At 70.2% G+C, this 24,907-nt stretch carries 24 protein-coding genes and 1 pseudogene; 14 read left to right on the top strand and 11 right to left on the bottom strand.

The window, feature by feature from the left end; translation table 11 throughout:
- Positions 1-91 precede the first annotated feature (91 nt).
- From mftD to OO71_RS10585, 9 genes are all read right to left on the bottom strand, one after another.
- Positions 92-1,264: a pre-mycofactocin synthase MftD gene (gene mftD, locus OO71_RS10625; RefSeq protein ID WP_033289520.1), complete on the bottom strand. Its 1,173-nt coding sequence runs from the start codon at positions 1,262-1,264 to the stop codon at positions 92-94.
- The gene (gene mftF, locus OO71_RS10620) at positions 1,261-2,673 is read right to left on the bottom strand and encodes a mycofactocin biosynthesis glycosyltransferase MftF (protein ID WP_033289519.1); all 1,413 of its coding nucleotides are present in this window, start codon (positions 2,671-2,673) and stop codon (positions 1,261-1,263) included. The genes mftD and mftF overlap by 4 nt, the downstream gene beginning before the upstream one ends.
- Positions 2,670-3,458 (bottom strand): mycofactocin-coupled SDR family oxidoreductase, encoded by a 789-nt coding sequence (locus OO71_RS10615; protein ID WP_033289518.1) that lies wholly within the window; start codon positions 3,456-3,458, stop codon positions 2,670-2,672. Before OO71_RS10615 ends, mftF begins: the two co-directional genes overlap by 4 nt.
- Complete coding sequence (mftE, locus tag OO71_RS10610; RefSeq protein ID WP_033289517.1) at positions 3,455-4,138, bottom strand: mycofactocin biosynthesis peptidyl-dipeptidase MftE; 684 nt, start codon at positions 4,136-4,138, stop codon at positions 3,455-3,457. The genes OO71_RS10615 and mftE overlap by 4 nt, the downstream gene beginning before the upstream one ends.
- Position 4,139: 1 nt before the next feature.
- The gene (mftC, locus tag OO71_RS10605) at positions 4,140-5,312 is read right to left on the bottom strand and encodes a mycofactocin radical SAM maturase (protein WP_033289516.1); all 1,173 of its coding nucleotides are present in this window, start codon (positions 5,310-5,312) and stop codon (positions 4,140-4,142) included.
- Positions 5,312-5,605, bottom strand: coding sequence for a mycofactocin biosynthesis chaperone MftB (gene mftB / locus OO71_RS10600; protein ID WP_033289515.1), 294 nt, complete (start codon positions 5,603-5,605; stop codon positions 5,312-5,314). The genes mftC and mftB overlap by 1 nt, the downstream gene beginning before the upstream one ends.
- The gene (gene mftA, locus OO71_RS10595; RefSeq protein ID WP_033289514.1) at positions 5,595-5,696 is read right to left on the bottom strand and encodes a mycofactocin precursor MftA; all 102 of its coding nucleotides are present in this window, start codon (positions 5,694-5,696) and stop codon (positions 5,595-5,597) included. The genes mftB and mftA overlap by 11 nt, the downstream gene beginning before the upstream one ends.
- 127 nt (positions 5,697-5,823) lie before the next feature.
- A complete protein-coding gene (locus OO71_RS10590; RefSeq protein WP_063740044.1) occupies positions 5,824-6,633 on the bottom strand; it encodes an acyl-CoA thioesterase domain-containing protein in 810 nt (269 codons plus the stop codon).
- Between the two features lie 45 nt (positions 6,634-6,678).
- Complete coding sequence (locus OO71_RS10585; protein WP_033289513.1) at positions 6,679-7,638, bottom strand: Lrp/AsnC family transcriptional regulator; 960 nt, start codon at positions 7,636-7,638, stop codon at positions 6,679-6,681.
- A gap of 89 nt (positions 7,639-7,727) precedes the next feature.
- Here OO71_RS10585 and OO71_RS10580 point away from each other — a divergent pair, with 89 nt between their 5' ends.
- The 5 genes and pseudogenes from OO71_RS10580 (at position 7,728) to OO71_RS10565 (ending at position 11,935) form a co-directional block, all read left to right on the top strand.
- Positions 7,728-8,810 (top strand): NADP-dependent oxidoreductase, encoded by a 1,083-nt coding sequence (locus OO71_RS10580; RefSeq protein WP_033289512.1) that lies wholly within the window; start codon positions 7,728-7,730, stop codon positions 8,808-8,810.
- 14 nt (positions 8,811-8,824) lie between these two features.
- Complete coding sequence (locus tag OO71_RS47260) at positions 8,825-9,136, top strand: antibiotic biosynthesis monooxygenase family protein (RefSeq protein WP_051791422.1); 312 nt, start codon at positions 8,825-8,827, stop codon at positions 9,134-9,136.
- Between the two features lie 79 nt (positions 9,137-9,215).
- A pseudogene (locus tag OO71_RS48685) lies at positions 9,216-9,761 on the top strand (PepSY-associated TM helix domain-containing protein); the annotation flags it as partial.
- A gap of 327 nt (positions 9,762-10,088) precedes the next feature.
- Entirely contained in the window at positions 10,089-11,375 is a 1,287-nt protein-coding gene (locus tag OO71_RS51585) for a PepSY-associated TM helix domain-containing protein (protein WP_211260495.1), read from the top strand.
- The gene (locus OO71_RS10565; RefSeq protein ID WP_033289511.1) at positions 11,372-11,935 is read left to right on the top strand and encodes a DUF5134 domain-containing protein; all 564 of its coding nucleotides are present in this window, start codon (positions 11,372-11,374) and stop codon (positions 11,933-11,935) included. The genes OO71_RS51585 and OO71_RS10565 overlap by 4 nt, the downstream gene beginning before the upstream one ends.
- On the opposite strand, the gene OO71_RS10560 is transcribed toward OO71_RS10565, so the two are convergent.
- Complete coding sequence (locus OO71_RS10560) at positions 11,936-12,664, bottom strand: zf-HC2 domain-containing protein (protein ID WP_033289510.1); 729 nt, start codon at positions 12,662-12,664, stop codon at positions 11,936-11,938.
- Positions 12,665-12,767: 103 nt separating this feature from the next.
- Here OO71_RS10560 and OO71_RS10555 point away from each other — a divergent pair, with 103 nt between their 5' ends.
- Both OO71_RS10555 and OO71_RS10550 read left to right on the top strand, forming a co-directional pair.
- Entirely contained in the window at positions 12,768-13,343 is a 576-nt protein-coding gene (locus OO71_RS10555; RefSeq protein ID WP_033289509.1) for a sigma-70 family RNA polymerase sigma factor, read from the top strand.
- Positions 13,344-13,515: 172 nt separating this feature from the next.
- Positions 13,516-15,456, top strand: a complete 1,941-nt coding sequence (locus tag OO71_RS10550) for a bifunctional copper resistance protein CopD/cytochrome c oxidase assembly protein (RefSeq protein WP_084144852.1) — start codon at positions 13,516-13,518, stop codon at positions 15,454-15,456.
- A gap of 186 nt (positions 15,457-15,642) precedes the next feature.
- Here OO71_RS10550 and OO71_RS10545 read toward each other — a convergent pair whose 3' ends face one another.
- Entirely contained in the window at positions 15,643-15,882 is a 240-nt protein-coding gene (locus OO71_RS10545; protein WP_051791420.1) for a hypothetical protein, read from the bottom strand.
- A gap of 179 nt (positions 15,883-16,061) precedes the next feature.
- On the opposite strand from OO71_RS10545, the gene OO71_RS10540 reads away from it, so the two are divergent.
- The 7 genes from OO71_RS10540 to OO71_RS10510 all read left to right on the top strand — a co-directional run bounded on the left by OO71_RS10540 (position 16,062) and on the right by OO71_RS10510 (position 24,895).
- On the top strand, positions 16,062-18,299 hold the full coding sequence (locus OO71_RS10540) for a heavy metal translocating P-type ATPase (protein ID WP_033289507.1): 2,238 nt from the start codon (positions 16,062-16,064) through the stop codon (positions 18,297-18,299).
- Positions 18,300-18,618: 319 nt separating this feature from the next.
- The gene (locus OO71_RS10535) at positions 18,619-19,446 is read left to right on the top strand and encodes a 2,3-dihydro-2,3-dihydroxybenzoate dehydrogenase (RefSeq protein WP_033289683.1); all 828 of its coding nucleotides are present in this window, start codon (positions 18,619-18,621) and stop codon (positions 19,444-19,446) included.
- A 921-nt stretch (positions 19,447-20,367) separates the two neighbouring features.
- On the top strand, positions 20,368-21,300 hold the full coding sequence (locus tag OO71_RS10530; RefSeq protein WP_084144864.1) for an isochorismate synthase: 933 nt from the start codon (positions 20,368-20,370) through the stop codon (positions 21,298-21,300).
- An 84-nt stretch (positions 21,301-21,384) separates the two neighbouring features.
- Positions 21,385-23,145, top strand: a complete 1,761-nt coding sequence (locus OO71_RS10525) for a (2,3-dihydroxybenzoyl)adenylate synthase (protein ID WP_033289506.1) — start codon at positions 21,385-21,387, stop codon at positions 23,143-23,145.
- A 3-nt stretch (positions 23,146-23,148) separates the two neighbouring features.
- Positions 23,149-23,805 carry an isochorismatase family protein gene (locus tag OO71_RS10520; RefSeq protein WP_033289505.1) on the top strand — a complete coding sequence of 219 codons (657 nt, stop codon included), beginning with the start codon at positions 23,149-23,151 and terminating at the stop codon, positions 23,803-23,805.
- Positions 23,802-24,035, top strand: a complete 234-nt coding sequence (locus tag OO71_RS10515) for a phosphopantetheine-binding protein (RefSeq protein WP_033289504.1) — start codon at positions 23,802-23,804, stop codon at positions 24,033-24,035. Before OO71_RS10520 ends, OO71_RS10515 begins: the two co-directional genes overlap by 4 nt.
- Positions 24,032-24,895, top strand: a complete 864-nt coding sequence (locus tag OO71_RS10510; protein WP_033289503.1) for a siderophore-interacting protein — start codon at positions 24,032-24,034, stop codon at positions 24,893-24,895. Before OO71_RS10515 ends, OO71_RS10510 begins: the two co-directional genes overlap by 4 nt.
- Positions 24,896-24,907: the final 12 nt, after the last annotated feature.

Below are 24,907 nucleotides of genomic sequence, written 5' to 3'. Positions count from 1 at the left end.
GTGCGCGGGTGCGGCCTGGGTGGGTGCGAAGTCCGTGAAGGGAACCACGAGGGAATCTGATTCCGTGAAGGTTCCCTTCACGGACGTGGCGTCAGGCGCCGATGGTGCGTTCGAAGCCTTCCGGGACGATGAGGTCGTCGCGGTTGAGGTCGTGGATGCTGCGGTGGCCCAGGGCCAGCAGGGTGGAGTCGATGCCGTTGCGGAGGACGTCCAGGACGTTTTCCACGCCTGCTTGGCCTCCGGCGGCCAGGCCCCACAGGTAGGCGCGGCCGATCAGCACCGCGCGGGCGCCCAGGGCCAGCGCCTTGACGACGTCGCTGCCGCGGCGGATTCCGCCGTCCAACAGGACTTCCACGTCCTTGCCGACGGCTTCCGCGATGGCGGGCAGGGCACGGATCGTGGCGGGGGTGCCGTCCAGGTTGTTGCCGCCGTGGTTGGACACCGAGATTGCGCTGACCCCGGCGTCCACGGCGCGCCGGGCCTCGTCCACGCGGTACACGCCCTTCAGCAGGAACGGGCCGTCCCACTGTTTGCGCAGCCAGCTCACGTCCTCCCACGACGCCGGTGCGGTCTGCATCCATTGGCCGTACGCGCCGAAGAACGTCGGCACCGGCGTGCCAGGTTCGGCCATGTTCGGCACGCTCAGGTCCGGCAGTTTCCGCGTGCGTGCGTACGTCAGCAGCCAGCGCGGGTGCATCATGCCTTCGGGGGCGAACCGGATCAGCTCGCGCAGCGTCAGCTTGTCCGGGATGTGCGGGCTGCCCCAGTCGCGGCTGTGGGAGAACGACCAGTCGAGCGTGAGGATGATGCCGACCGCACCCGCGGACCTGGCTCGTTCGAGCCGGCGCAGGATGTCGTCGCGGCTGCCGGTCCAGTACACCTGGAAGTACGTGTTCGGGTTGGCCGCCACCACCTCCTCGATCGGCTTGCTGGCAAACGACGACAGGCCCATCGACGTCCCGCGCGCGGCGGCAGCGCGGGCGACTGCGACCTCGCCGTCCGGGTGCACCGCCTGGACGCCGGTCGGCGAGATCAGCACCGGCAAGGCGACGTCGCGGCCGAGGACGTTCGTGCTCAGGTCGCGTTCGCCGGGCAGGCCCGCGGTGCGCGGGGCGAACCGGAGTTCGTCGTACGCGGCCAGATTGTCCTGCAGGGTCAGGCCTTTTTCCGACCCGGCGATCAACGCCGAGTAGACCGACGCGGGGAGGCGTTTCTTCGCCCGCCGCTGGGCTTCGGCGACGGATTCGAACCAGGTGGTGCTCATCGTTTTCCCTTCGGGTCGACGCGCAGGGGGCGCCAGGTGATGCGCGGCCGCAGCGGGACCGCGGTCCGGTGATGGAGGCAGCCCGCCCACACCCCGGCGCCGTACGCGAGGTCGTCGGCGACGGCACCGGCGGTGTAGCGGAGCGGATCGAGCTCGGGCCGTTTCCGCATCCAGGCGGTCAACGGCGGTCCGGCGAGCAGCGAAACGAGCGCGGCCCGGCGTCCCCAACGACGCCGTCCGCCGGGCAGGAGCAGCGCGAACAGCACGGGAGCGGCGAATTGGGTGCCGTACCGGCCGAATCCGAGCCAGGTCTGTCCGACGGCGGTCCCCATGGCCGGGACGACACCGTGCGTCGGTACGTTGCCACGCCGCAGTACGCGGACCATGCTCAGCACCGCAACCCCAAAGGCCACAACGGCAGGTAGCGGACGACGGGCCAGCAGCGCGGCGACCGTGAGCGTCGGCCAGGGATGCAGTACGAGCGGCGCCATCGCGGCCGGGCGGCGAATTGCCAGTGGTGCGGCGGAACTTCCGTAGCTCGCGCGGCGGCGGAGGAGTTCGCGCCAGGTCGCCGGTTCGTGGTGGGTGACCTCGGCGGACGGGTCGTAGCGGATGCGGAAACCGGCGTCGTGCAGCCGCCAGCCGAGGTCGACGTCCTCGCCGACGCGCAGTGCCGGGTCGAAGGCCGCGGATTCCATGGCCGCACGGCGAACCAGCAACGCGGCAGTGGGCACATAGGACAGTCGCGTGCCGGGCGCGACGCGGGACGGCGCGGTGCCCATGTCGAGACTGCTGGCAGCGCGGGTGTATCGCCCGGCCCAGGTGTCCGGCGCGAGCGGGCGGACGCGGGGTGCGGCGGCGGCTACGAGCGGGTCGGCGAAATGCCCGGCCAGGCGGTCGATCCATTCCGGTGCCGGGACACAATCGCTGTCCAGGAACGCGATCAGTTCGGTGGACACGTGCTCCAGCGCGGTGTTGCGGGCCGCACCCGGACCGCCGTTCACGGGGCGGCGTACGAGTTTGGTCCCGTGCGCGGAGGTGACGGCGGCGATGGCGGCCGGGTCGGCGGAGTCGTCGTCGATCACCAGGATCGGGTACCGGTCGTCGATGGCGCCGAGGCAGCGGTCGAGCAGTTCGGCGCGGTCGCGGACCGGGATGACGATGGTGACGTCGGCGGTTTTCTTCGGTGGCAAGGGATGGGCGAATCCGGCGTCGGTGAGCAGCCGCGCGAGGACGCCCTCCGCCGACGTCGTCACCGGGTTGTCGGCGAGACGTGTCCAGGCGGTTTGCCCGGCTTTCGTCAGGCGCAGCACGCGTGCGGGCGAGCCGCCGAAGAGCAGCCCACTGGCGAGCTGCTTGGTACCCGGGTCGACGGTGATGCGGAATCCGGTGGGGAGCGGGGTGGTCACAGCGCCAAACCTCCGTCCACCGGGACGATCGCGCCGGTCATCGCACTGCTGTCCGGTCCGGCCAGGAAGGCCAGTACCGCAGCGACTTCGGCCGGATCGAGCAGCCGTCGTACCGGCTGCTGGGCGGCGAAGGCTTGCGCGTCCGGCAGGTCGTACAGCCGGGCGCTTTCGGCGAGGATCGGGGTGTCGGTGGAGCCGGGGCTGACCGCGTTGGCCGTGACCCCGGAATCACCCAGTTCGACGGCGAGTGCGCGAATCAGGCCTGCCACTCCGGATTTCGCTGCGCAATACGCGGCCAGCTGCGGAAGCCCTCGCGTCGCGGCGGCCGAGGCGACGGCGAGGAACCGTCCGGACCTCGGTTCCGGACGCCGCAGCAACGCCGGTATCGCCATGCGGGCCAGGTTGACGACGCCACGGAGATTCACGTCGAGGACGGCGTCTTCCTGCTCCGGCGGCATTTCCCACAACGGAACCCCACCGGCGATCACCCCGGCCGCTCCGATTACCGCGTCTAAGCCGCCCCACCGTCGTTCTGCCTCGCCGACGGCTTCGGCCAGCTGAGCGCGGTCCCGCACATCGGCGGCGAATTCCTCCGCGGTACCACCGTTTTGCCGGATCTCAGTGACCACTGTGGACAGTTCGGCGGCGCTGCCCATCGGGTAGGGGAGCGCGGGATCGTCGGCCGCGAGGTCGACGGCGAGCACGGCCCAGCCTTGTCCGGCGAGCTGCATTGCAGTGGCGGCGCCGATACCCCGCGCCGCGCCGGTGATCAGGGCGACCTTCACGACGTCGCCACCCAGTCGCGGACATGCGCTAGCAGCTGCGTGGTGAGGTCGTCGAGCAGGGCGCGGCCCTCATCAGCAGTCGCCCTGGTGGGATCGCCGAGGACGCCGGTGTCGGTCACCGCGCGCACGCCACCGCGGCGCAGCACCGGCAGCAGTTCGGCCAGCGGACGGCCGTCGCCCGGCGCTGCTTGGTCCATCTGCACCACCTCCGGCCGAAGGGCCAGCTGCAGTGCGGTTTCCGGACGTCCGGCGTGCGGATCCCCCTGCCATCGTGGCTGGAACACCGAAACGTTGCGGGATTCGGCGCGCAGCGTGGCGACCGCACGGGTCACCGACGCCGCATTCCCGCCGTGTGCGGATACGAAAAGCAGCCGCCGGAACGTGTCCGACGCCGACCTGCCCAGCTCGACGAGCAGGAGCTCCGTGGCGGCCTGGCCGATCGACAGCGTCCCGGCGAACCCGGCGTGCTCCCCGCTCGACCCGTACGCCACCGCGGGCGCGACCACCACGTCAGGCCGGCCTGCGGCGAGCCGGTCGCACAACGCCGTCGCGATGTCGGTGTCAGTGCCGAGCGGCAGGTGCGGGCCGTGCTGTTCGGTGGCGCCCACCGGCACGGCGAGGATCGCGCCGGACGCCGCACGGGTGGCGACGTCCGGCGACGACAGGTCGGCCAGGCGCATGTCAGCGACCCGGGGCGAAACCCGCGAGCGGGTTCTCGTCGCAGGCCCGTTCCGGCGGACGGCGCATGCCGATGGTCACCGGTACCTTGCGGTGCGAGTGGTCCAGCGACGGCTTCGGCACGCTCCCGGCCGCGACACCCGCCAGCGCGCGTTCCCCGTGTCCCCGCACACATTCCGGGTCCGGACCGTCGAGCGGCAGGCCGGTGAAGAACTTCGCGGCCATGCATCCGCCGCGGCAGGCGTCGAACGCCGAGCACGACGTGCAGGCGCCGCCGCTCTGCGGGCTCCGCAACTCCGTGAACAGCTCGGATTCCTGCCACACGCGGGTGAATCCGCCCTCGCCGCGGATGTTTCCGGCGAGAAACGTGTCGTGGATGGCGAACGGGCACGCGTAGACGTCACCGACCGGATCGACCAGGCACACCACCCGACCGGCGCCGCACAGGTTCAGCCCGGGCAGCCCGCCGTCGCCGTACCCGGCGAGGTGGAAGAACGAATCGCCGGTGAGCACGTTTTCGCCGTGCGCGACCAGCCAGTCGTACAGTTCGCGCTGCTGCTGTGCGGTCGGGTGCAGCTCGTCCCACACGTCGGCGCCGCGGCCGGACGGGCGCAGCCGGGTGAGCCGCAGCTGGGCGCCGTACCGGTCGGCGATGGCCTTGAAATCGTCGAGCTGACCGGCGTTCTGCCGCGTGACGACCACGGAGATCTTGAAGTTCCCGAACCCGGCCGCGGCGAGGTTTTCCATCGCCCGGATCGCGGTGCGGTACGAACCGGGGCCGCGGACGTGGTCGTTGACCTCCTCGGTGGCGCCGTCGAGGGAGATCTGGACGTCGACGTAGTCGCTGCCGGCCAGCCGGTTCGCGACGGCCTCGGTGATCTTGATGCCGTTGGTGGAGAACTTCACCCCGACGTGGTGCTCGGTCGCGTAGTCGACGAGCTCCCAGAAATCGGGGCGCACGGTGGGTTCGCCGCCGCCGATGTTCACGTAGAACACCTGCATGCGCTCGAACTCGTCGATCAGCGCCTTGCATTCCCCGGTGGTGAGCTCGCGCGGGTCACGGCGGCCGGACGAGGAAAGGCAGTGCACGCACGACAGGTTGCAGGCGTAGGTCAGCTCCCAGGTGAGGCAGATCGGCGCGTCGAGCCCGAACTGGAATTCGTCCACAAGCGACATCACACGCTCCTCGGGTGGATCATGTCCGACGCCGCGAGGGCGGCGAGGGCGGCGCGGTAGCGGGGCAGCTCCGCCTGCGTGACCCCGGCGCCGGCGCAGGCAGCGCGGGCGGAGGGGTGGTCGGTCAGCGCCTGCACCGCGGCGAGCATGGTGCGGCTCTTGAGAAAGGACAGCCGGCGGGTACCGAAGTGGTACAGCAGCGCGCCGAACCGTTCGGGCCGGATGGAGACCCGGCTGTCCAGTTCCCAAGCACCGTCCAGATCGAACGCCGCGGCGCTGCGATCAGTAGACACCGCACATTCCGTCGATGGAGACCTCCTCGACGAGCAGCTCCTCGGCGACTTCCTCGGTCTTCGTCTCTTCGGTGGTGGTCGTCTCGCTCATCGTCACTCCTCTGGCCGGTCGATATTTGACACGTGGTGCCGAATGTGACGGCGACAATACTGTCACCGGGTGCCAGAAGCAATGGGGAGACACTCGAATGGCGGGTTTCCCGGCGATTTTCCGCAGGTCAGGATGCTCCGATGGGGGTACGCGGGTCGACCGGCGCCGGGGCGGCGAGCGCGGCGCCGGTGACCGTGCCGAGCGGGCCCTGCCGGTCGAAGACGGCCGCGGTGGCCACGGCCAGTCCGCCGTCCTCGACGCGCTGGACGGTGGCGAGCCCGAGCCCGAGGTCGTCCGCCGGCGTGCGGGCGAGCGCCAGGGTGAGATCGGCGTTGATGAACTCGAGCCCGGCGTCACCCCAGTTGGCGACCACGTTCACCAGGTCGGCGACGGTGGCCGCGTGCTGGAACGGCGTCGGCCGCTCGCCGAGGACGAGCTCCTGCGGGTAGGTCCACAGCATTTTCCGGCTCGCGTTCTGGTGGGGTGCCGGGGTGTTCGTCCAGCCCTTGTCGTCGCTGTAGTAGAGCCGGGGTTCGGCCGTCCCCGGGTGGAGGTCCGGTGGCGGTGGTTCGGGTGTGGTGTCCGGCTGCCACGTCTTCCCGGTCACCGTGCCGCCGGGGGCGAGGAACAGGCCGGTCGCTTTGCTCACGAGCACGTCGTCCTGCCACAGCCGAGCCTCGGCGACGCACAGCCGGCGGCCGCGGCGGATCACCTCGGTGGTGGTGACGCACGGTCTGCTGCGAGCCGGGCGGAGGAGGTCGACGGTCCATCGCACCGGACGGAGCTCGGCGGGAGCTGCCCGTTCGGCGGCTCGGGCGAGTATTCCGCTCGTGGCCATCCCGCGCAGCTGGCCGCCCCAGCGGGACCGCGCGTTCGGCAGTGGGTGGAGTATTTCGCCGCCGGGATGACGTTCGGCCTCGAAGAAGGAGCGGGTCACGCGGGGCACGGTAGCACTGCCCGTTCGGGTGTCCATTGTGGATTTTCACGGCAGGCGCCCGGCTCGTTTGACGACCCGGATCACCGGTGCACTTTCGATTTCGCCGATCGGCGGCAGGGCGCCGATGGATTCGGTCAGGTACCGGTAGAGGTCGCGGCTGTCGCGGCAGACGGTCGAGACGAGCAGGTTGGCCGGTCCGGTCGTGGCGGCGCAGAAGGCGACCTCGGGGTGCTCGGCCACGGCGGCGCCGGTGGCCGGGAGGCGGGCCGGTGCGACGCTGGTCCACAGGAGCGTTTCGGCGTGGTAGCCGAGGGCTGCCGCGTTGACGTCGAGGTCGAAGCGGAGTAGTCCGGCCGCCCGAAGCGCGTGGATGCGACGGGCGACGGTGGATTCCGACCACGCAGCCGCTTTCGCCAGCACGGGGTAGGGCGCCCGGCCGTCGACGGCGAGCGCGTCGAGCAGTGGACGGTCGGCGTCGGTCAGGCTGGTGGCGGCATCCTCGGCGTGATTCGGTTGCAGGGCAGCGATCTGGCTGGTACTGAGTGTGGCCGTTCCTTCGAAACCATGCCGGGCACCGGTGAAGACGTGCAGTACCTGGTGCGCGGTGACCGAGACGATCGGTGCGGTGCGGGGCAGCCGGTTCAGGATCAGGTCGTCGCGTTCGCCTGCGGACCAGGCACGCAGGCTGGCGCTGATTTCAGTGCCGCCGGACAGGAGCGCGACCCACCGGGTGTCGTCGCGGCCGGCGAGCGCGTCGGCGACCTGGCGGGCGGATCCGGGCTTGCAGTGCATGCGCACGAACCATTCCGCGCCGTCGAGATGCCGGGGGTCGGCGATGCCCACGAGGTTGATCACGTTGGTGTCGCGCAATCGCCGGTAGCGGCGGGCTGCGGTCTTGGCGGACACGTCGAGCACCTCGCCGATACGCGTGAAGGACGCTCGGGCGTCGAGGTGCAGGGCGTGGATCAGCTGATGGTCCAGATCCGTCAGCTTGGTCGTGATCATGGCTGATTCTTGCGTGTTGGGCTTTGTTGCGTCCAGATCGCGTCTGTGATGGCCGATCCTCGGGGTAGCCGAACTGCAGAGGAGGAAGGGTGCGAGCTGTACGATTTGCCCGATACGGCGGACCGGACGTGCTGGAGGTCGTCGAGGTCGATGCTCCGCACGCGCAAGCGGGACAGATCCGCGTCGCCGTGCGAGCGGCCGGGGTCAACGGGCTCGAGTGGAAGGTCCGCGCGGGGCTGCTGCAGGAGGTCCGGCCGCTGGTGCTGCCCGCCGGGATCGGCGGCGACGCGGCGGGGATCGTCGACGAGGTCGGGGACGGCGTCCGGGACGTCCGCGTCGGCGACGCCGTTTTCGGTTCCGGGCAAGAGACTTACGCCGAGCATGCCGTGCTCACGTCGTGGGCGCCGGTCCCGCCGAACGCGTCCATTGTGGAGGCTGCCGGCTTCGCGACCCCGTTCGAGACCGCGCTCCGCGTGCTCGCCGAAGCCGGCGTTGCCGCCGGGCACACCGTGGTGATCAACGGCGCCAGCGGCGGCGTGGGATCGGCGGCGGTCCAGTTCGCCGTCGACCGGGGCGCGACGGTGATCGGCGTTGCCGGGCCGCACAACCAGAAGTACGTCGCGTCGCTGGGCGCGGTGCCGACCACTTACGGGCCCGGACTTGCCGACCGGATCCGCGCGGTTGCTTCGGGTGTCGACGTTGCTGGATCCGGTGTTGATGTCGTCTGCGGCGTGGCTGGGTCGGGTGTTGGCGTTGGCCTCGGTGTGGCTGGGTCGGGTGTTGGCCTCGGTGTGGCTGGGTCGGGTGTTGGCGTTGGCCTCGGTGTGGCTGGGTCGGGTGTTGGCGTTGGCCTCGGTATCGCCGGATCCGGTGTCGACATCGCCATCGACGTGGCCGGATCCGGTGTCATCGCGGAACTCATTGCGCTCACCGGCGATCCCGCGAGAGTAGTGTCGATCGCCGATTTCAGCGCTCCCGAGCACGGCGCCCGGGTGTCGACCGGCTTCGGCCGCGACAAGACACCGGCTCTGCGCGAGGGCGCCCGCCTGGTCGCTTCCGGCAGGCTCACGTTGCCGGTCACGGCGGAGTTTTCCCTTGCACAGGCGGGCGAAGCACACGCCGCGAGCGCAACCGGGCACGTCCGTGGCCGGATTGTCATCACAGTTCCCTGAATCGAGGATAGTCCATGTCGATCACCTTGATCAACAGCTTTGTCGTCCCGCCGGAGAAAGAGGACGAGTTCCTCCGTACCTGGCGCGGCACCATCGCCCATTTCGCTTCGGCGCCCGGGTTCATCCACGCGCGGCTGCACCGCAACACGGGACTGAACGACACCACGTTCCAGTACGTGAACGTCGCGCTCTGGGAAGACGTCGACTCGTATCGCGCGGTGTTCCGGAACTTCACGCCCGCCGGACAGCGTATTCCGGGGGTCGAACCGCATGCCGGTCTCTTCGAGGTGCTGATGGAGGTCGAACCGTCCACAGTGGATTCGTGAGCCCTGTCACAGCGGCGCCGGGAACCAGGCACCCGCGCGGGCCGACTCTTTCGGGAGGCGGACCACGCAAAGGAGCCCGATGTCCAGCTTCGGTACCCGAGCAGGTTGGGCGGAACTCCGCCCGCTGATGCTGCGGCTGCGCTACTATGCCGGCGTGTTCGTCGGCCCGTTTCTGCTGGTCGCGGCCCTCACCGGGGTTGCGTACGTGTGGACGCCCCAGCTGGAACAAGCCGTGTATGCGAAGGAACTGCACGTACCTGCAGCAGGTGAGGTGATCCCACTAGATCGGCAAGTCGCGATTGCCAAGGGCACGGTGCCGGACGGAACGATTGCGGGCGTCCGTCCGGCCCCGTCGCCGATCGACACGACGCAGGTGATCTTCGACCGCCCTGGGCTGGCACCGAGCTACCGGTACACGGTATTTGTCAACCCCCACAACGGCGAACTCCGCGGTGCGCTGGAAACTTACGGCAGCGGGCAAGCGTTGCCGCTCCGTGCTTGGGTCGATACTCTGCACCGCAACCTCCATCTGGGCGACTTCGGCCGTCTGTACAGTGAACTGGCCGCGAGCTGGCTGTGGGTGATCACGGTGGCCGGGGTGGCATTGTGGCTGGGCCGTCAGGTGCGCAGGTCCCGGAGGCGTGGGGTTTCCGGGGTTGGTCACGGGCCGGAGCAGTTTTTGCTTGCAGGCCCGGAGGTTGGGCCGCCTGGCCGCCTGGGCCGGTTGTTTTCCCTTGCGGGACTGGGCTTTGGGCGTCGACCTTTGGGGGTGGGCGGGTGGGTGTCTTCTGGAGTGGGCTTTGGACGCCGGTCTTCTGGAGGGGGCGTGGGTTTTGGGCGTCAGTTGTCTGGCGCGGACGTGAGCCTTGAACGTCGGTCTTCCGGAGGGGGCGGGAGCTTTGGGCCTCGGTCTTCCGGAGTGGGCTTTGGGAGTCGACTGTCCGGCACGGGGGTGAGCTTTGAACGTCCGTCTTCCGGCGCGGGCGGAAGGTTTGGTCGGCAGTCCTCCAGTGCGGGCGCGAACCCCAGCCGGTCGTTTCCGCCAGCAGACGCAAAACCGCCGTCCCCCGGTCTCGGCCGTCGGCTGCTCTTCCCGTCCGGCGGAAAACCCGGCCGACGACGGCTGCTGTCGTGGCACGGTACAGCCGGACTGTGGATCGCACTGGGCTTGCTGTTCCTGTCCGCCACCGGACTCACCTGGTCCCTCCACGCCGGCGCCAACATCACCACCCTGCGGTCCACTTTGGACTGGACGACCCCGTCGATGCCCGCCGGTACCGGAACCCCCGGTGACGTCGGCTGGCAGACCGTGCGAGACGCCACCGCGCGAGCGGGCCTGGCGGACCCGGTCGAGATCCGCCCACCGGCCGCAGGCGGAGGTTACGCGGTGGAACAAGTCGGCTCGGGCTGGCCGGACCGGCGGGATTCGATGTCCGTCGACCCTGGTACCGGGCGGCTCACCGGAACCCTGCGCTTCGCCGACTTCCCGCTGGCCGCGAAACTGAGCAGCTGGGGCATCGACGCCCACATGGGTGCGCTGTTCGGCCTCGCGAACCAGATCCTGCTGACGGTCCTGGGCGTCACGCTGATGTGCGTGATCGGCTGGGGGTACCGGATGTGGTGGCACCGCCGCCCAACCCGGGCGAGGCCGGAGGACCTGCCCGTCGGTGACAGCCAGGAGCTGTTGCCTGCGGGAGATCGCGCGCGGGTCGACGGGGCCACGGACGACGACGCGCCGCCGGGCGCAACGCGCGTGGGACCCTCGCGGGTCGGCGGTGCATCGGGTCGTGGTCGGGTCGACCGGCTGCCGGTTGCGCGGGTCGGTCGGCTGCCAGTTGGGCGGGTCGGTCGGCCACGAGTTGGCTGGATTGACCGGCTATCGGCTGGGCGGGTCGGCGGTGCGTCGGCTGGTGGTCTGGTCGACCGGCTATCGGCTGGGCGGGTCGGCGGTGCATCGGGTCGTGGTCGGGTTGACCGGCTACCGGTTGGGCGGGTCGGCCGGGCGCCGGTTGGGTGGCTCGGTCGGCCAGGAGTTGGGCGAGTCGCTTGGCTGTCAGGTGGGCGGTTCGGCAGGCCACCGGCGCGGGGAACCTGGCGCCGGGTCCCCGGCCGGGTGCTGGCGCCGGTGCTTGTCGGTGCGGCCGGGCTGGCCTGGTTCCTGCCGGTGTTCGGCTTGTCGCTGCTCGGTTTCCTCGTGCTCGACTACCTCGTCGGCCTGCGTCGGGGAGTCGCGCGGTGATCGCGGACCCGGGGTTGCGCTGGATTCTCACCGCACTGTTCGCCGCGGCCGGGGTGTTCTGTCTCGAACGGTGCGTCCGGCAGGTGGGCATCACGGGCCGGGTCTCGGACGTCCTGCACACGCTGATGTGCGCCGGCATGATCACGATGGCCTGGCCCGCGACGATGAGTTTCGCGCGGATGCCGCAGGTCGTCCTGTTCGCCGCGGCGGCGGTCTGGTTCGCGGTCACCGCGAAGCACGGCCGGATGTACCACGCGCTGATGATGGCTGGGATGGCGTGGATGGCTTTCGTGATGCCGTGGGCTGGGATGACGATGTCGACCACGGCAGGTGGGCACGCCGGGCACGCGGGCATGACGATGACGGGGCACTCGCCATCGCACGTCGTGGTGGTTGCGGTGGGGCTCACGGTCGTTTTCCTGGCCGCCGGTATCGCGTGGCTGGCTCGCGCGATCGACCACGCCCGCGTCGAAACCCGGCCCGGCCGGCGCACCACCGGGCTCCTGATGGAGGGCGTGATGAGCCTGGGGATGGCGGTGATGACCGTCGCGATGATCTGATCAGGCCGCGTGGTGCCGTCCGGTCGGGCGCTGCGAGTCGCGGCCGCGTTTCGGGTGCGGGCGCGCCAGCGCGAGTGTACCGCGGGTGGTAATGGTGGTGTCGGCCGGATCGTCGGCGGTGTCCGCGAGGTCGGGACCGGGCTGGTGCCGGAGCCGGTGCTGCCGGTGGACCGCGTAGAGCAGCGCGAGCCCCGCGACGAGGAAGACGTGCGAGAGCACCCGGCCGGCTGTGACGCGGTCGCCGATCAGGTCACTGGTGGTGAGCACTGCGAGAACGATCACGAACCCGGTGATCATCGGCAGCTGACCGGCCGCCGCGCGGGTCCGCAGGGCAGCCCACAGCAGCCCGACGCCGACCGCGAGATTCCAGGCGGCACTCTCGTTCAGGAGGTGGCCCGTCATGAACCCGCCGCCGTGCGCGTTGTCCATGCCCAGCAGCTGCGCGAACGCCAGCCCGCACTGGACCAGCCCGACCAGCCCGAGCGCGACCCGCAGTCCCCACTTCTCCCGCGGCGGCGCCGGGGTATCGGCGAGGATGCGATCGGTCAGGTCCGGCACCGCGGGCGCGCTGCGGACCAGGAAACTCCGGCGCAACGCGACGCTGCGGTCGTACCAGCTGCGGCAGGACACGCAGGTCACGAGGTGCTCGTCGACCTGCTCCCCGGGCAGCGGTCCGGTCTCGCCGTCGAGCCGTGCGGACAGCGCTTCGCGGAAGATTTCACAGCTCACGTCTCTCCTAGTCGCGCGAACGGCCACCGAAGTTCCCGGCACGTCCGACTTTCTTCCCGGAAGCTGGTCACGAAACCCCTCTCGAACGGGATGGACTACCGTGATGGTCGTGTCCACCGGCCGCGACAACGACGACGAGCGGATCACCGTGCTCGCCCTCGCCGGCGGCCGGGGCGACCGCGTCGCGCTCGAGCACTGGGTGCGCGCGACCCAGGCCGACGTATGGCGGTTCCTGGCCCACCGGACCAGCCCGGCCGACGCCGACGACCTCACCCAGGAAACGTATCTGCGTGCCTTCGGCTCGCTGCCCCGGTTCGCCGGCCGGTCGTCCTCGCGCACGTGGCTGCTGTCCATCGCACGACGCGTCGTGGTGGACCGCATCCGCGCCCGGTCCGCGCGCCCCCGCGAGTCGGGCACGGCGGACTGGCAACGTGCGGCAGAGGAACAGTCCGCCCGCACCCGCACCGCGGGGTTCGAGGACCTGATCGAACTGGGACTGCTGCTCGACACCCTGGACGAGGATCGCCGGGAAGCCTTGGTGCTGACCCAATTCCTCGGCCTCTCCTACGCCGAGGTCGCCGAAGTGTGCGGCTGCCCGGTCGGAACGGTGCGCTCCAGGGTGGCCCGCGCCCGCGAGGACCTCCTGCGCGCGCAGGAGGAAACCGGCAACGCGATGTAAGCCCCGTCCTCGCTCGTGGGTCGTGGTGCCTTGCCGGGTCGCAGTTTCGCTTGCCGGGTCGCGCCTGACTGCGGTCCTGTGCCGCTCCATCCTGTCCAGGTGCCTTGGACATTGACCCCAACGTGATCCGGATCGCGGGAACTCGCGGGCGGTTCCGCCCGACCACTCGTGTGTGCGCACTATCCCCTCTCCGCACCGGCGGGGTTTGCTTGCCGCTGCGGGACTTGCCGCCGTGGTCGTCGTCGTGGTGGTTGCTGCCGCAGGCGACGTCTATGCGGCACTCGGCAACCCGTCGCCGGGGCCGCTCACCTCGCTCGGCACCTCCTTGCTCCGTCTGGTCGCCGACGCGGCCGGCGTGGTGTGCGTCGGCGCACTTGCGTTCGCTGCTTTCCTGAGCCCGCCCGGAAAGTCGGGCAAGCTTTCCGCGGACGGCTATGCCGCCACCCGCACCGCGGCCGGTGCAGCGGTCGTCTGGGCCCTCGCCGCGGCGGTACTGGTGCCGTTCGACGCTGCCGATGCGTCCGGCCGTCCGGTGTCCGAGGCATTCCACCTGACCAACCTCCTCGTCCTCGTCGATGCCATGGAGGAACCGAAAGCCTGGCTCTGCGTCCTGGCTGCGGCGTTGGTCGTGGCGGTCGGCGCCTGGTGCACCCTCAGCTGGCGGAGCACCGTGCTGTGGCTGGGAATCGCGGCCGTCGGATTGCTGCCGCGAGCCGTCGCCGGTCACGTGTCCGTCGGCCAGTGGCATGACCTGGCCACGAATTCCCTGGTATGGCATGTGATCGCCGCCGCATTGTGGACCGGTACGCTGGTGGCGCTGCTGTTCCACGTTCGACGATCGGGTCCGGTACGGGAGGTTGCACTGCAGCGGTACCGGCGCTTGGCGACCGGATGCCTGGTCGTGCTCGCCGTGTCCGGACTCGTCGACGGGCTGGCGCTCGCGCGTCCGGCGGGACTGTTCAGTGGCTACGGCTTGCTCCTGGGTGCGAAGGTCGCGATCACAGCGGTGCTGGCGGTGCTGATTGCCGCTGCCCGCCGGCGAACCGGTACCGGAAGAGCGGCTCTCGTGGCGGAAGTCGTGGCGCTGGCCGGGGCAATGGGCGTGTCGGCCGGGCTCGCGCACCTCGTACCGCCGGCTTTCGTCGCCGATCCGGCGACCGTCGGGGAAACCGTGCTCGGCTACGACCTGCCCGATCCGCCGACCTTTGCGCGCCTCCTCCTGGACTGGCGCCCCGACCTGCTGCTCGGGGTGCTCGCAGTGCTTGCCGTCGTGGCGTACGCGCTGGGCGTCCGCCGACTCCGAAAGCGGGGCGACGCTTGGCCGCGCGGGCGTACCTGGGCGTGGACCTGCGGTTGGGCAACCGTGCTGATCGCGACGTCTTCGGGCGTGGGCAAGTACTCCTCGGGGACTTTCAGCATGCACATGGTCACCCACATGACGCTCGCCATGCTCGCGCCGGTGCTCCTCGTGCTGGGCGGGCCGATCACCCTCGCTCTGCGCGCCCTGCCGGTGGCGGGCGACGGACCGGCCGGCCCGCGGGAGTGGCTCGTGGCGCTGCTGCATTCGCGGTTCGCGCGGCTGGTCGCGCACCCGCTCGTGGCGGCCGTGGTTTTCGTCGGGTCGTACTACGCGCTGTACTTCTCCGGCCTGTTCGGCGAGGCGATGCTGTACCACTGGGCGCACCAGCTCATGAACCTTCATTTCGTGGTGTCCGGCTACGTCTTCTTCTGGCTGGTGATCGGCGTGGACCGGCCACCGCGCACGATGCCGCACCTCGCCCGGCTCGGCATGATGTTCGCGGTGATGCCGTTCCACGCGTTCTTCGGCGTGATCCTGATGAACAAGCAGACGGTGATCGCCGAGACGTTCTACCGGTACCTCTCCCTTCCGTGGATGCCGGACCTGCTCACCGACCAGCGCCTCGGCGGCGGGATCGCATGGGCGACCGGCGAGCTTCCGATGATCGTGGTGGTCGTCGCGCTGCTGGTGCAATGGGGCCGGCACGACGACCGCGAAGCTGCCCGGCTGGACCGCCGATTCGACCAAGGCGAGGACGACGATTTCTCCGCCTACAACGCAATGCTCGCCGAATTGGCCGCGCGGCGACGTTGATTCTGCGGACTGGGCAAGGGGATTCGGCGTGTCCGCGTGGGGAATCGAGCGTCGAACCGCGAGGTGCCGACGCAGGCTGAGGCGTGATTCCGCGGGCCTGCGCCGGAATCGCCGAAGCCACCGGGTTCGCAGAATCGCAAGCCAACGGCCCGCCCGTCTGCCTGATCTCGTTGTACGCACCCGATCTCACCCGCCATCCACAGTATTGAGCACGTGATCCAGCTTCCCGGATTTCACGTCGTCCACGACAATCCTCAGTTGCGCCAGGCTCATCTGCACCCGCTGCCCGTGATCGTCGGTGAGGACGACGCGGCGTTCGGGCGGGGCGGACTCGTCCAGGAAGAGTTCCGGGCAGCCGCAGTCGCAGTTGCCGCAGAATGTGGTCACGTGGTGCAGAGTTCCTTGCGGGGAAAGGGATTCGGTCATTGTCACTCCTGGCTCTCGGGGTTGGTCGGGCACTGCCACCATCCGGATAGTCGTTCGGGAGGCCTGAAAGGTTCCCGAGTCACCCGAAGGAGTGGCGACCGATTTTCTGGGGTAGGATGGGAATCGACCCGGCGCCGGCACTGCCACCAGCTCGTGCCCGAACCGGACCCCGGAGAATCATGTCCACGCAGACCGCCGCCCCCGCGGCGACCCCCACCCGTCACCTCGATCTCGCCGTCGGCGGGATGACCTGTGCCGCATGCGCGGCGCGCGTCGAACGTTCCCTCGGCAAGCTCGACGGCGTCCGTGCCACCGTCAATTACGCCACCGAACGCGCGAGCGTCCACTACCCGGCCGACCTCGATCCGGCCAAGCTGGTCGCGACGGTCGAGCGTGCGGGGTACACCGCAACCCTTCGCGGCGAATCGAGCCCGGAGAAGCGCGATGCCCGGGTGCGCGACCTGCGCCGCAGGCTGATCGTTGCGGCTGTGCTCGCCGTCCCGCTGGGCAATCTCTCGATCACGCTCGCGCTCGTGCCGTCGCTGCGGTTCCCGTCGTGGGAACTGGTCTGCCTGCTGCTCGCCACGCCGGTGGTGTTCTGGTCGGCGGCGCCGTTCCATCGTGCGGCGCTGCGAAACCTGCGGCACGCATCGTCCAGTATGGACACTCTGGTTTCGCTGGGAGTGCTGGCTTCCTATCTGTGGTCCGCGGTTTCCGTGATGACCGGGTCGGGTGGGGAGGCGGGATACTGGCTCGGTTTCGGGGCCACGGCGCCGGGTGCCGATTCGGTGTACCTGGATGTCGCGGCCGGGGTCACCACGTTCTTGCTGGCCGGAAGGTACTTCGAGCTGCGGTCACGGCGGGGTGCGGCGGATCTGCTCGGCGCGCTGGACGGCCTTGCCGCCAAGGACGTGCGGATTCTGCGCGCGGACGGCGAGGTGCTTGCCGGCATCGGAGAACTGGTCGTCGGCGACCGGTTCGTGGTGCGGCCGGGGGAGAAGATCGCTGCGGACGGAACTGTCGAGAGTGGACTGTCCGCAGTGGACGTCAGTGCGATCACCGGAGAGCCGGTACCCGCGGAGATCGGGCCGGGTGCCCGGGTGATCGGCGGGAGCATCAATCTGAACGGGAGGCTGGTGGTACGCGCCGGGGCCGTCGGGGCGCGATCACAGCTGGCGCAGATGAGTGCGCTGGCCGAGCGGGCGCAGGAACGGAAGGCGTCGGTGCAGCGGATGGCCGACCGGGTGTGCGCCGTGTTCGTGCCGGTGGTGTCCGCCCTCGCGGTGCTCACCTTGGCGGGATGGCTGCTCGCCGGGGAACCGGGGCGGGCGGCGTTCGGTGCTGCGGTGTCGGTGCTGATCATCGCGTGCCCGTGCGCGCTCGGTCTTGCGACTCCGACGGCGCTGATGGTCGGCGTCGGCCGGGGTGCTCAGCTTGGCATTCTGGTGAAGGGGCCGGATGCGCTCGAGGCGAGTCGTTCGGTCGACACGGTGGTGCTGGACAAGACCGGCACGGTCACCCGAGGTCGGATGTCGCTTGCCGAGACCAGGTCGTTCGGGTCACTCTCGGCGGCGGAGGTGCTGCGGCTCGCTGCTGCCGTCGAGGATTCGTCGGAACACCCGATTGCGGCGGCGATCGTTGCCGGCTACGCGGAGGAACTTCCGGACGCCGCCGAGTTTCAGGCATTGCCGGGGTTGGGTGCGCGGGGCGTCGTCGATGGACAGTCCGTGCTGGTCGGTCGGCCACGATTCCTTACTGAGGAAGGGATTCCGGTCGGCTCGGAGGTCGCGGCGGCGGTGGTGGATGCCGAAGACACGGGGGCGACCGTCGTGCTGGTGTCGTGTGCCGGGGCAATGGCGGGAATGCTCGTGGTGCGGGACGAGGTGAAACCGTCGGCGCGCGCGGCAGTTGCGCAGTTGCATCGGCTGGGGTTGCGCACGGTTTTGCTCACCGGCGACAACGAGGCGACCGCTCAGGCTGTGGCCGCAGAGGTCGGGATCCCGGAAGTGCTCGCCGGGGTTCTGCCCAGTGAGAAGGCTGAGGCAGTGTCTGCGTTGCAGCGCAAGGGACATCGGGTCGCGATGGTCGGCGACGGGGTGAACGACGCGCCTGCGCTGGCGACCGCGGACCTCGGGCTGGCCATTGCCGAGGGGACCGACCTGGCCCTGCGATCGGCCGACATCATCCTGGTCCGCGACGACCTGGCGGTGCTGCCGGATGCGATCCGCTTGGCGCAACGGACGTTCAGGACCATCCGGAGCAACCTGGCTTGGGCGTTCGGATATAACGTCGCCGCGCTGCCGCTCGCGGCGCTCGGGCTGCTGAACCCGCTGATCGCCGGGGCGGCGATGTCGTTGTCGTCGGTGCTGGTGGTGTCCAACAGCTTGCGGCTGCGGAACTTCTCGCCGGGCAGCTGAGTGCGAGGGTGGCCGAGATCACGCTGGCCGTCACCCGTTTGGTTAGGTTAGGTTCACCTAACTGAGCGAGTGAAGGGTGGGGTCTGTGACGGCAGGGGAGGCGGAGCCCGGGATCGAGGGACGGATCTCGCTGGTCACCGGGGGTGCACGGGGGATCGGGGCGGCGGTCGTGGAGGCGCTCGTCCGGGCCGGAGCGGTGGTGGCTGCGGTCGATGTCGACGAGGCGGGGCTGCGTGCGATCGCCGGGTCGGGTTCGGGCGCAGGGTCGGCTGCGTCGGTGGCGGTCGATGCTGCGGTGGACCGGTCGGGGACTGCGGGGCTGAGGGCCGTTGATGGTGTGCCTGGCAGGCCAGCGGTTGCTGCGCGGGGCGCGGTCGGGACGGGGGTTGCGGAAAGGGGAACGGTCGGGCCGGGCGCAGTCGGGCTGACGGTGTCCGAGGTTGCGGTTGGCGAGGTGGCTGGACGGGCGGTCGACTCGGCGGGGCGGGAGCAGCGCCATGCGGCTGGGCGAAAGCAGTGTCCTGCGGCTGGGCGAGTGGTGCCGTTTGTAGCGGACGTTTCGGATGCCGCGGCGGTGGCGCGCGTGGTCGAGGACGTCGAGCGGGAATTGGGGCCGATCGGGATCGGGGTTTCCGTTGCGGGGGTGTTGCGGCCTGGTTCCGTGTGCGACACCAGTGACGAGGACTGGGCGTCGACGTTCGCTGTCAATGCCACTGGTGTGTTTACCGTCCTGCGCGAGATTGCGCGGCGGATGCGGGTGCGGGGGAGCGGGGCGCTCGTCACGGTCGGCTCTAATGCTGCCGGGGTGCCGCGGGCCGGGATGGCGGCCTACGCCGCGTCGAAAGCCGCGGCGACCATGCTTACTCGTTGCCTTGGGCTGGAACTGGCCGGTTCGGGAATCCGGTGCAACATCGTGTCGCCGGGGTCGACCGACACTGGCATGCAACGTCTCTTGTGGACAGACGAGAACGGTGCAGCGCAGGTGATTGCGGGAAATCCGGAGGAATTCCGGGTCGGCATTCCACTCGGGCGCATCGCCGACCCTGCGGACGTCGCGGACGCGGTGTTGTTTCTCGCATCCGATCGGGCGCGGCACATCACGATGCAGAACCTCTATGTCGACGGTGGAGCCACCTTGCGCGCGTGATCTCTCCGACGCGCTGGGCGGCTTTTCCTTTTCGTCCCGATCCGCTAGGGTCAGTTAGGTTAGGCTAACCGAATAACTGGGTGGCGGCTGTATCCGGCTGCCAGGGGTGGGTCCGGGCCCGTGCAACCGGACCGGGTGGTTCGTCCGCCTGAGCGTGTGCGAAAGGGAATTCACCTCGTGTCTTCACCTGCTCCGGCCCGACCGCAGCCGGTCCACCGGGCGGCGGACCTCCTGGCCGCGTACCTGCCGGGATCGTTCTACTACTCGTCGGCCAGCGGGGTGCTGCTCGCCGACGGTGTGCACGCGCGGGTCCGCGCCACGGCCGGAAGCCGTGCGTCCGCGGCGGCTGAGGCACTCGAAGCAGCCCGGCTGGCGGGGATCGAGGATCCGGTCGTGGTGGGGGCGATCGGGTTCAGGCCGGATTCGGGGAGCAGCCTGATCGTGCCGGCGGTGGTTCGGCGGGCGGCTGCGCCGGGCGGTGTGACGGGGGAGCCTGATGACCTTCGAGGCGGCCAGGTGGGCGATGGTGCTGCCGGGAACGGCCTCCGGGGTGAAGAGCGGCGGGCTGTGGGGCCAGGATTGCCGGAAGCGGGTGCTGGGACCGGTCTGCCGGGTGATGCGCCGAGGGCTGGGGTGCCAGGTGCGGATGCCGCCCGGACCGGTGATCAGGAGCGGGATGCGGTATCGGGCAGTGGGGACCTGCCGGAGGTCGGGAATGGTCGGCTGGGTGATCAACGAGGGGGTGACCGGCCCGGTCGGGTCGGCTTGCGGGGTGCTGCGCGGGGAGCGGATGCCGCTGGGACCGGTTCGTTGGGTGATGCGCGGCGGGCTGGGGTGCCGGGCGGTGGTGACCGGTGGGAGTCCGGTGCAACAGGGAACGGTGCGTCGGGGACGAGTGCGCTGGGGACGAGCGCGCGGGGCATGACCGGGAAGGGGACGACCGCGAAGGGGATGTTGCCATCGGGTGGTCGGCCTGTGGTGTCGTCGGACGGAACGGCTGACTGGTCCGTCGTTGCGCTCCCCGAACCTGCCGTCTATGCCGACAGCGTTCGTCAGGCCGTTGACCTCATTGGCGACGGGGAATTGGCCAAGGTCGTTCTCGCGCGGGCGGTCGAGTTGACTCATCCGCAAGGGATTTCCGTTCCTCTGCTGCTCAAGCGGCTCGCCGGTGGTGACCCCGCTGCGCACGTGTTCGCGGTGGACGTCAGCGCGCCTGGTGATCCGGCGCTGCGGTCGTTGGTCGGGGCCAGTCCGGAGTTGCTGGTGTCTCGGCGGGGTGCGGTGGTTACGGCGAATCCGCTTGCCGGGTCTCGGCCGCGGGCCGGGGATCCGGTGCGGGATGGCCGGGTCGTGGCCGAGTTGCTCGCGTCCGAAAAGGACCGGAGTGAGCATGCGCTCGTTGTCGCGCAGGTGGCTGGGGTGCTTGGGCGGTACTGCTCCGGGCTGGACGTGCCGGCGGAACCTGAGGTCGTCGGTACGCCCACGATGTGGCATTTGTCCACGAGGATCAGCGGGCGGGTCGGGGAGGACGGGCCGTCTTCGCTGGAGCTGGCCGAAGCCTTGCATCCGACGCCTGCGGTGTGTGGTGTGCCGCTCGACCGGGCTCGGGACACGATCGCCCGGCTGGAACCGGAGGATCGGGGCTATTACGCGGGGCTTGTCGGCTGGACCGGTCTCGATGGGGACGGCGAGTGGGTCGTCACGATCCGGTGTGCGGAGGTGTCCGACCGGACCGCGCGGTTGTTCGCGGGGGCGGGCATTGTCGCCGGGTCCGAGCCGGAGGCTGAGGTGGCCGAGACGAGCGCGAAGTTCCGGACGTTGTTGCGGGCGCTGGGGGCGGAGGGTGTCGCATGAAGTGGGTGCGGAGGGCTCGCGTGAGGTGGGCGCTGGGCGTGGAGGGCGTCGCATGAGGTGGGCGCTGGGTGCGGAGGGTGTCGCATGACGTGGGTGCCTTGGCCGGACGACATTGCAGCGCGGTATCGGGCCAGTGGGTACTGGCGGGGGCAGACCTTCGGGTCGCTCCTCACCTCCCTCAAGGAAGCCCACGGTGACCGGATCGCGGTGGTCGGCGGGAGCCAGCGGTGGACGTTCGCCGAGGTGGACGAGCGGGCGTGGCGGTTTGCGGGGTGGTTTGCCGGGGCCGGGATCGGGGACGGGGCGCGGGTTGTCGTGCAGTTGCCGAATATTCCGGCGTTCGTGCCCGTCGTGTTCGGGTTGTGGCGGTCCGGGGCGGTGCCGGTGTTTGCGTTGCCTGCGCATCGGGAAAGTGAGTTGCGGTATTTCGCCGAGCAGAGTGGTGCGGCGGCGATCGTCACGGTCGGCGAGTATGGCGGGCACGACTACGCGAAGACGGCGCGGGCGGCGGTCGGTCGCGGGCGGCCCGTGTATGTGTTGGGCGAATCGCGAAAGCCAGACAAGTCGTCGGTGTGCGTGCGGGGCGAGTCGCAAGAGCCAGACAAGTCGTCGGTGTGCGTGCGGGGCGAGTCGCAAGAGCCAGACAAGCCGCCGGTGTACGGGCTGGGAGAGTCGCGAAAGCAAGACAAGTCGCCGATGTACGTGCCGGGCGAGTTGGAGGACAAGCCGAACCAGCGGCTGCCTGACCCCGACCCGGGCGGGGTGGCGTTTCTCCAGTTGTCCGGTGGTAGTACGGGATTGCCGAAGCTGATCCCGCGTACGCACGACGATTATCTCTACAGTGTCCGCGAAAGTGTGCGGATCTGTGGTCTTCGTCCGGGCAGCGTGTACCTCGCCGCGTTGCCGGTGGCGCACAACTTTCCGCTCAGTTCGCCCGGGCTGCTCGGTGCGCTGCACGCCGGTGCGGCCACCGTGATGGCGCCGAGCCCCGACCCGGACACCGTGTTCCGGCTGATCGAGGCCGAGCGCGTCACGATCAGCGGGGTGGTACCGCCGCTGGCTGCGGCCTGGGTGCAGGCTGCTGCGCGGACTACCCGTGATCTGTCCTCTTTGGACGTTCTGCTCGTCGGCGGCGCGAAATGCGGGCGGGAGCTCGCCGAGCGGATCGGGCCGGCGCTCGGTTGCCGGCTGCAGCAGGTGTTCGGCATGGCCGAGGGCCTCGTCTGCTACACGCGCCTCGATGATCCGGACGAGCTCGTCCTCGGTACGCAGGGCAGGCCGATTTCTCCGGACGACGAGGTGCGGGTGGTGAATCCGGACGATCCGCTGGCCGTGTCGGACGATGTCGTCGCGCCGGGTGAGGTCGGGGCCTTGCTCACGCGCGGGCCGTACACGATCCGCGGCTACTACGACGCCGCCGAGCACAACCGGACGGCGTTCACTGAGGACGGCTTTTACCGTACCGGCGACCTGGTGCGACAACGGGAATCCGGGCACCTCGAGGTCGTCGGGCGGGCGAAGGAGCAGATCAACCGCGGTGGCGAGAAGGTCGCCGCGGAAGAGGTCGAGAACCACCTGATGGCGCACCCGGATGTGCTGGACGCCGCCGTGGTCGCCGTGCCCGACGCGTACCTGGGTGAGCGGACCTGCGCGTACGTCGTTCCGGCCGACGGGGCCGAGCTGACGGCCGCCGAGCTGCGCCGGTTCGTGCGCGGGCGCGGGGTCGCCGCATTCAAGGTGCCCGACCTGGTGGAGGTGGTCGGGCAGTTCCCGGTCACCGGGGTCGGCAAGACCAGCAAACGCGAACTGCGGGTGGCGCTGGCCGCCCTCGCGAAGGAGAGGTGAGACGTGTCCCTGCCGAAGATCCGGCCGTACCCGCTGCCGAGCGCGGCGGACCTGCCTGCGGGGCGGGTGGACTGGCGGCCCGACCCGGCGCGCGCCGCCCTGCTCGTGCACGACGTCCAGCGGTATTTCCTTGCCCCGTATGAAGGTGCGCCGATTCCGCAGATGGTCGCGAACATCGCGCGCCTCACCGAGACGGCCCGCCAGAACGGGATTCCGGTGTTCTACACCGCGCAGCCCGGACGGCAGCCGGCGGCGGACCGTGGGCTGCTCACCGAATTCTGGGGCGACGGCATCGGCGCGGTGATCGACGCCGACCCGCGTGCCGCCGACATCGTCGACGAGCTGGCTCCGCAGCCGGGCGACACCGTGCTCGCCAAATGGCGGTACAGCGCGTTCCAGCGCAGCACTTTCCGCGAACAGCTCGGCAGTCGGGACCAGCTGCTGATCACCGGCGTCTACGCGCACATCGGCTGTCAGGCGACGGCCGTCGAGGCGTTCATGCGGGACGTCCGGCCGTTCCTCGTCGGCGACGCGGTCGCGGACTTCGACTGGCCGCGGCACTACCAGGCGTGCGAGTACGTCGCGCAGCGCTGCGGCGTCGTCACCACGACAGCCGAGGTGCTGTCCACGCTGCCGGTTCCCGCCGGAGCACCACGATGACCGGACTGACCACGGAGCAGGTCCACGCCGACGTCGCCGACCTGCTCGGCTGCGGCCCCGGCGAGCTGACCCCGGACACCGACCTGACCGACCTCGGGCTCGACTCGATGCGCATCATGGGCCTGGTCGAGAAGTGGCGGACCGCGTACCCCCAGCTGGAATTCCCCGACCTCGCCGAGGATCCGCGGCTCGGGTCCTGGACGAAGCTGCTCACCGGCGGTGCCCGGTGAGCCGGGACGCGCACCGGCACCGGCACACCGCGCGGATCGCCGAGGTCCGCGCGGGCCGCCGGGCCGAGAAAGTGCCGTACCCCATCCGGATCCGGCGGGCCGAGGTCGTGCGGACCGCACCGGTCGGGGCCGGGCTGGTGCGGGTCACCCTCGGCGGGCCGGGTACCGCGGGGTTCGAGGCGCATTCGCCGGACGAGCACGTGAAACTCCTCTTCCCCGATGCCGGTGGCGAGCTCCGGCTCCCCGAACCGGACGGCGACCTGCTGCGCTGGCCGAAGCCGGCGCCGACGTCGCGGGAGTACACCGTCCGCCGGTACGACCCGGATTCCGGCGAGCTGGACCTCGACGTCGCCCTGCACGACGGTGGCCTCGGCGCGGACTGGGCGCGGGCGGTGCGGCCGGGCGAAACCGTGCACGTCGCGGGTCCGCCGGGCGGGCTCATCGTCCCGCACAGCTACGACCGCTACCTGCTCGCCGGTGATCTCACCGCGCTGCCTGCGCTGGCCCGGTGGCTCGAGGAACTGCCGCGGACCGCTGTCGGCTGGGCGTTCGCCGAGGTCGCCGATGCGAGCGAGGAAATCGGCCTCGACGCTCCGGATGGCGTCGAAGTGCACTGGCTGCACCGCGGCACCGCCGCGCCCGGCAGCTCCGACCTGCTTGTCCGTGCGGTGCGCGAGATCCGCGTGCCTGCGGGTGAACGGCTGTACGCGTGGGTGGCGGGCGAGGCGGGCGTGATCAAGCCGCTGCGTCGCTGGTTGCGTGCCGAACTCGGGCTCGCCAAGGAGGACCACGACGTGACCGGCTACTGGAAACGCGGCGTCGCGGACTTCGACGACGAGCACGACGAACACGAGCACTGAACACCCAGGGAA

Source organism: Amycolatopsis jejuensis (genome assembly GCF_000717335.1).
GTDB classification, from domain to species: Bacteria; Actinomycetota; Actinomycetes; order Mycobacteriales; family Pseudonocardiaceae; genus Amycolatopsis; species Amycolatopsis jejuensis.
The sequence above is the reverse complement of the archived record's forward strand: the minus strand, read 5'-3'. Positions and strand labels throughout refer to the sequence as shown.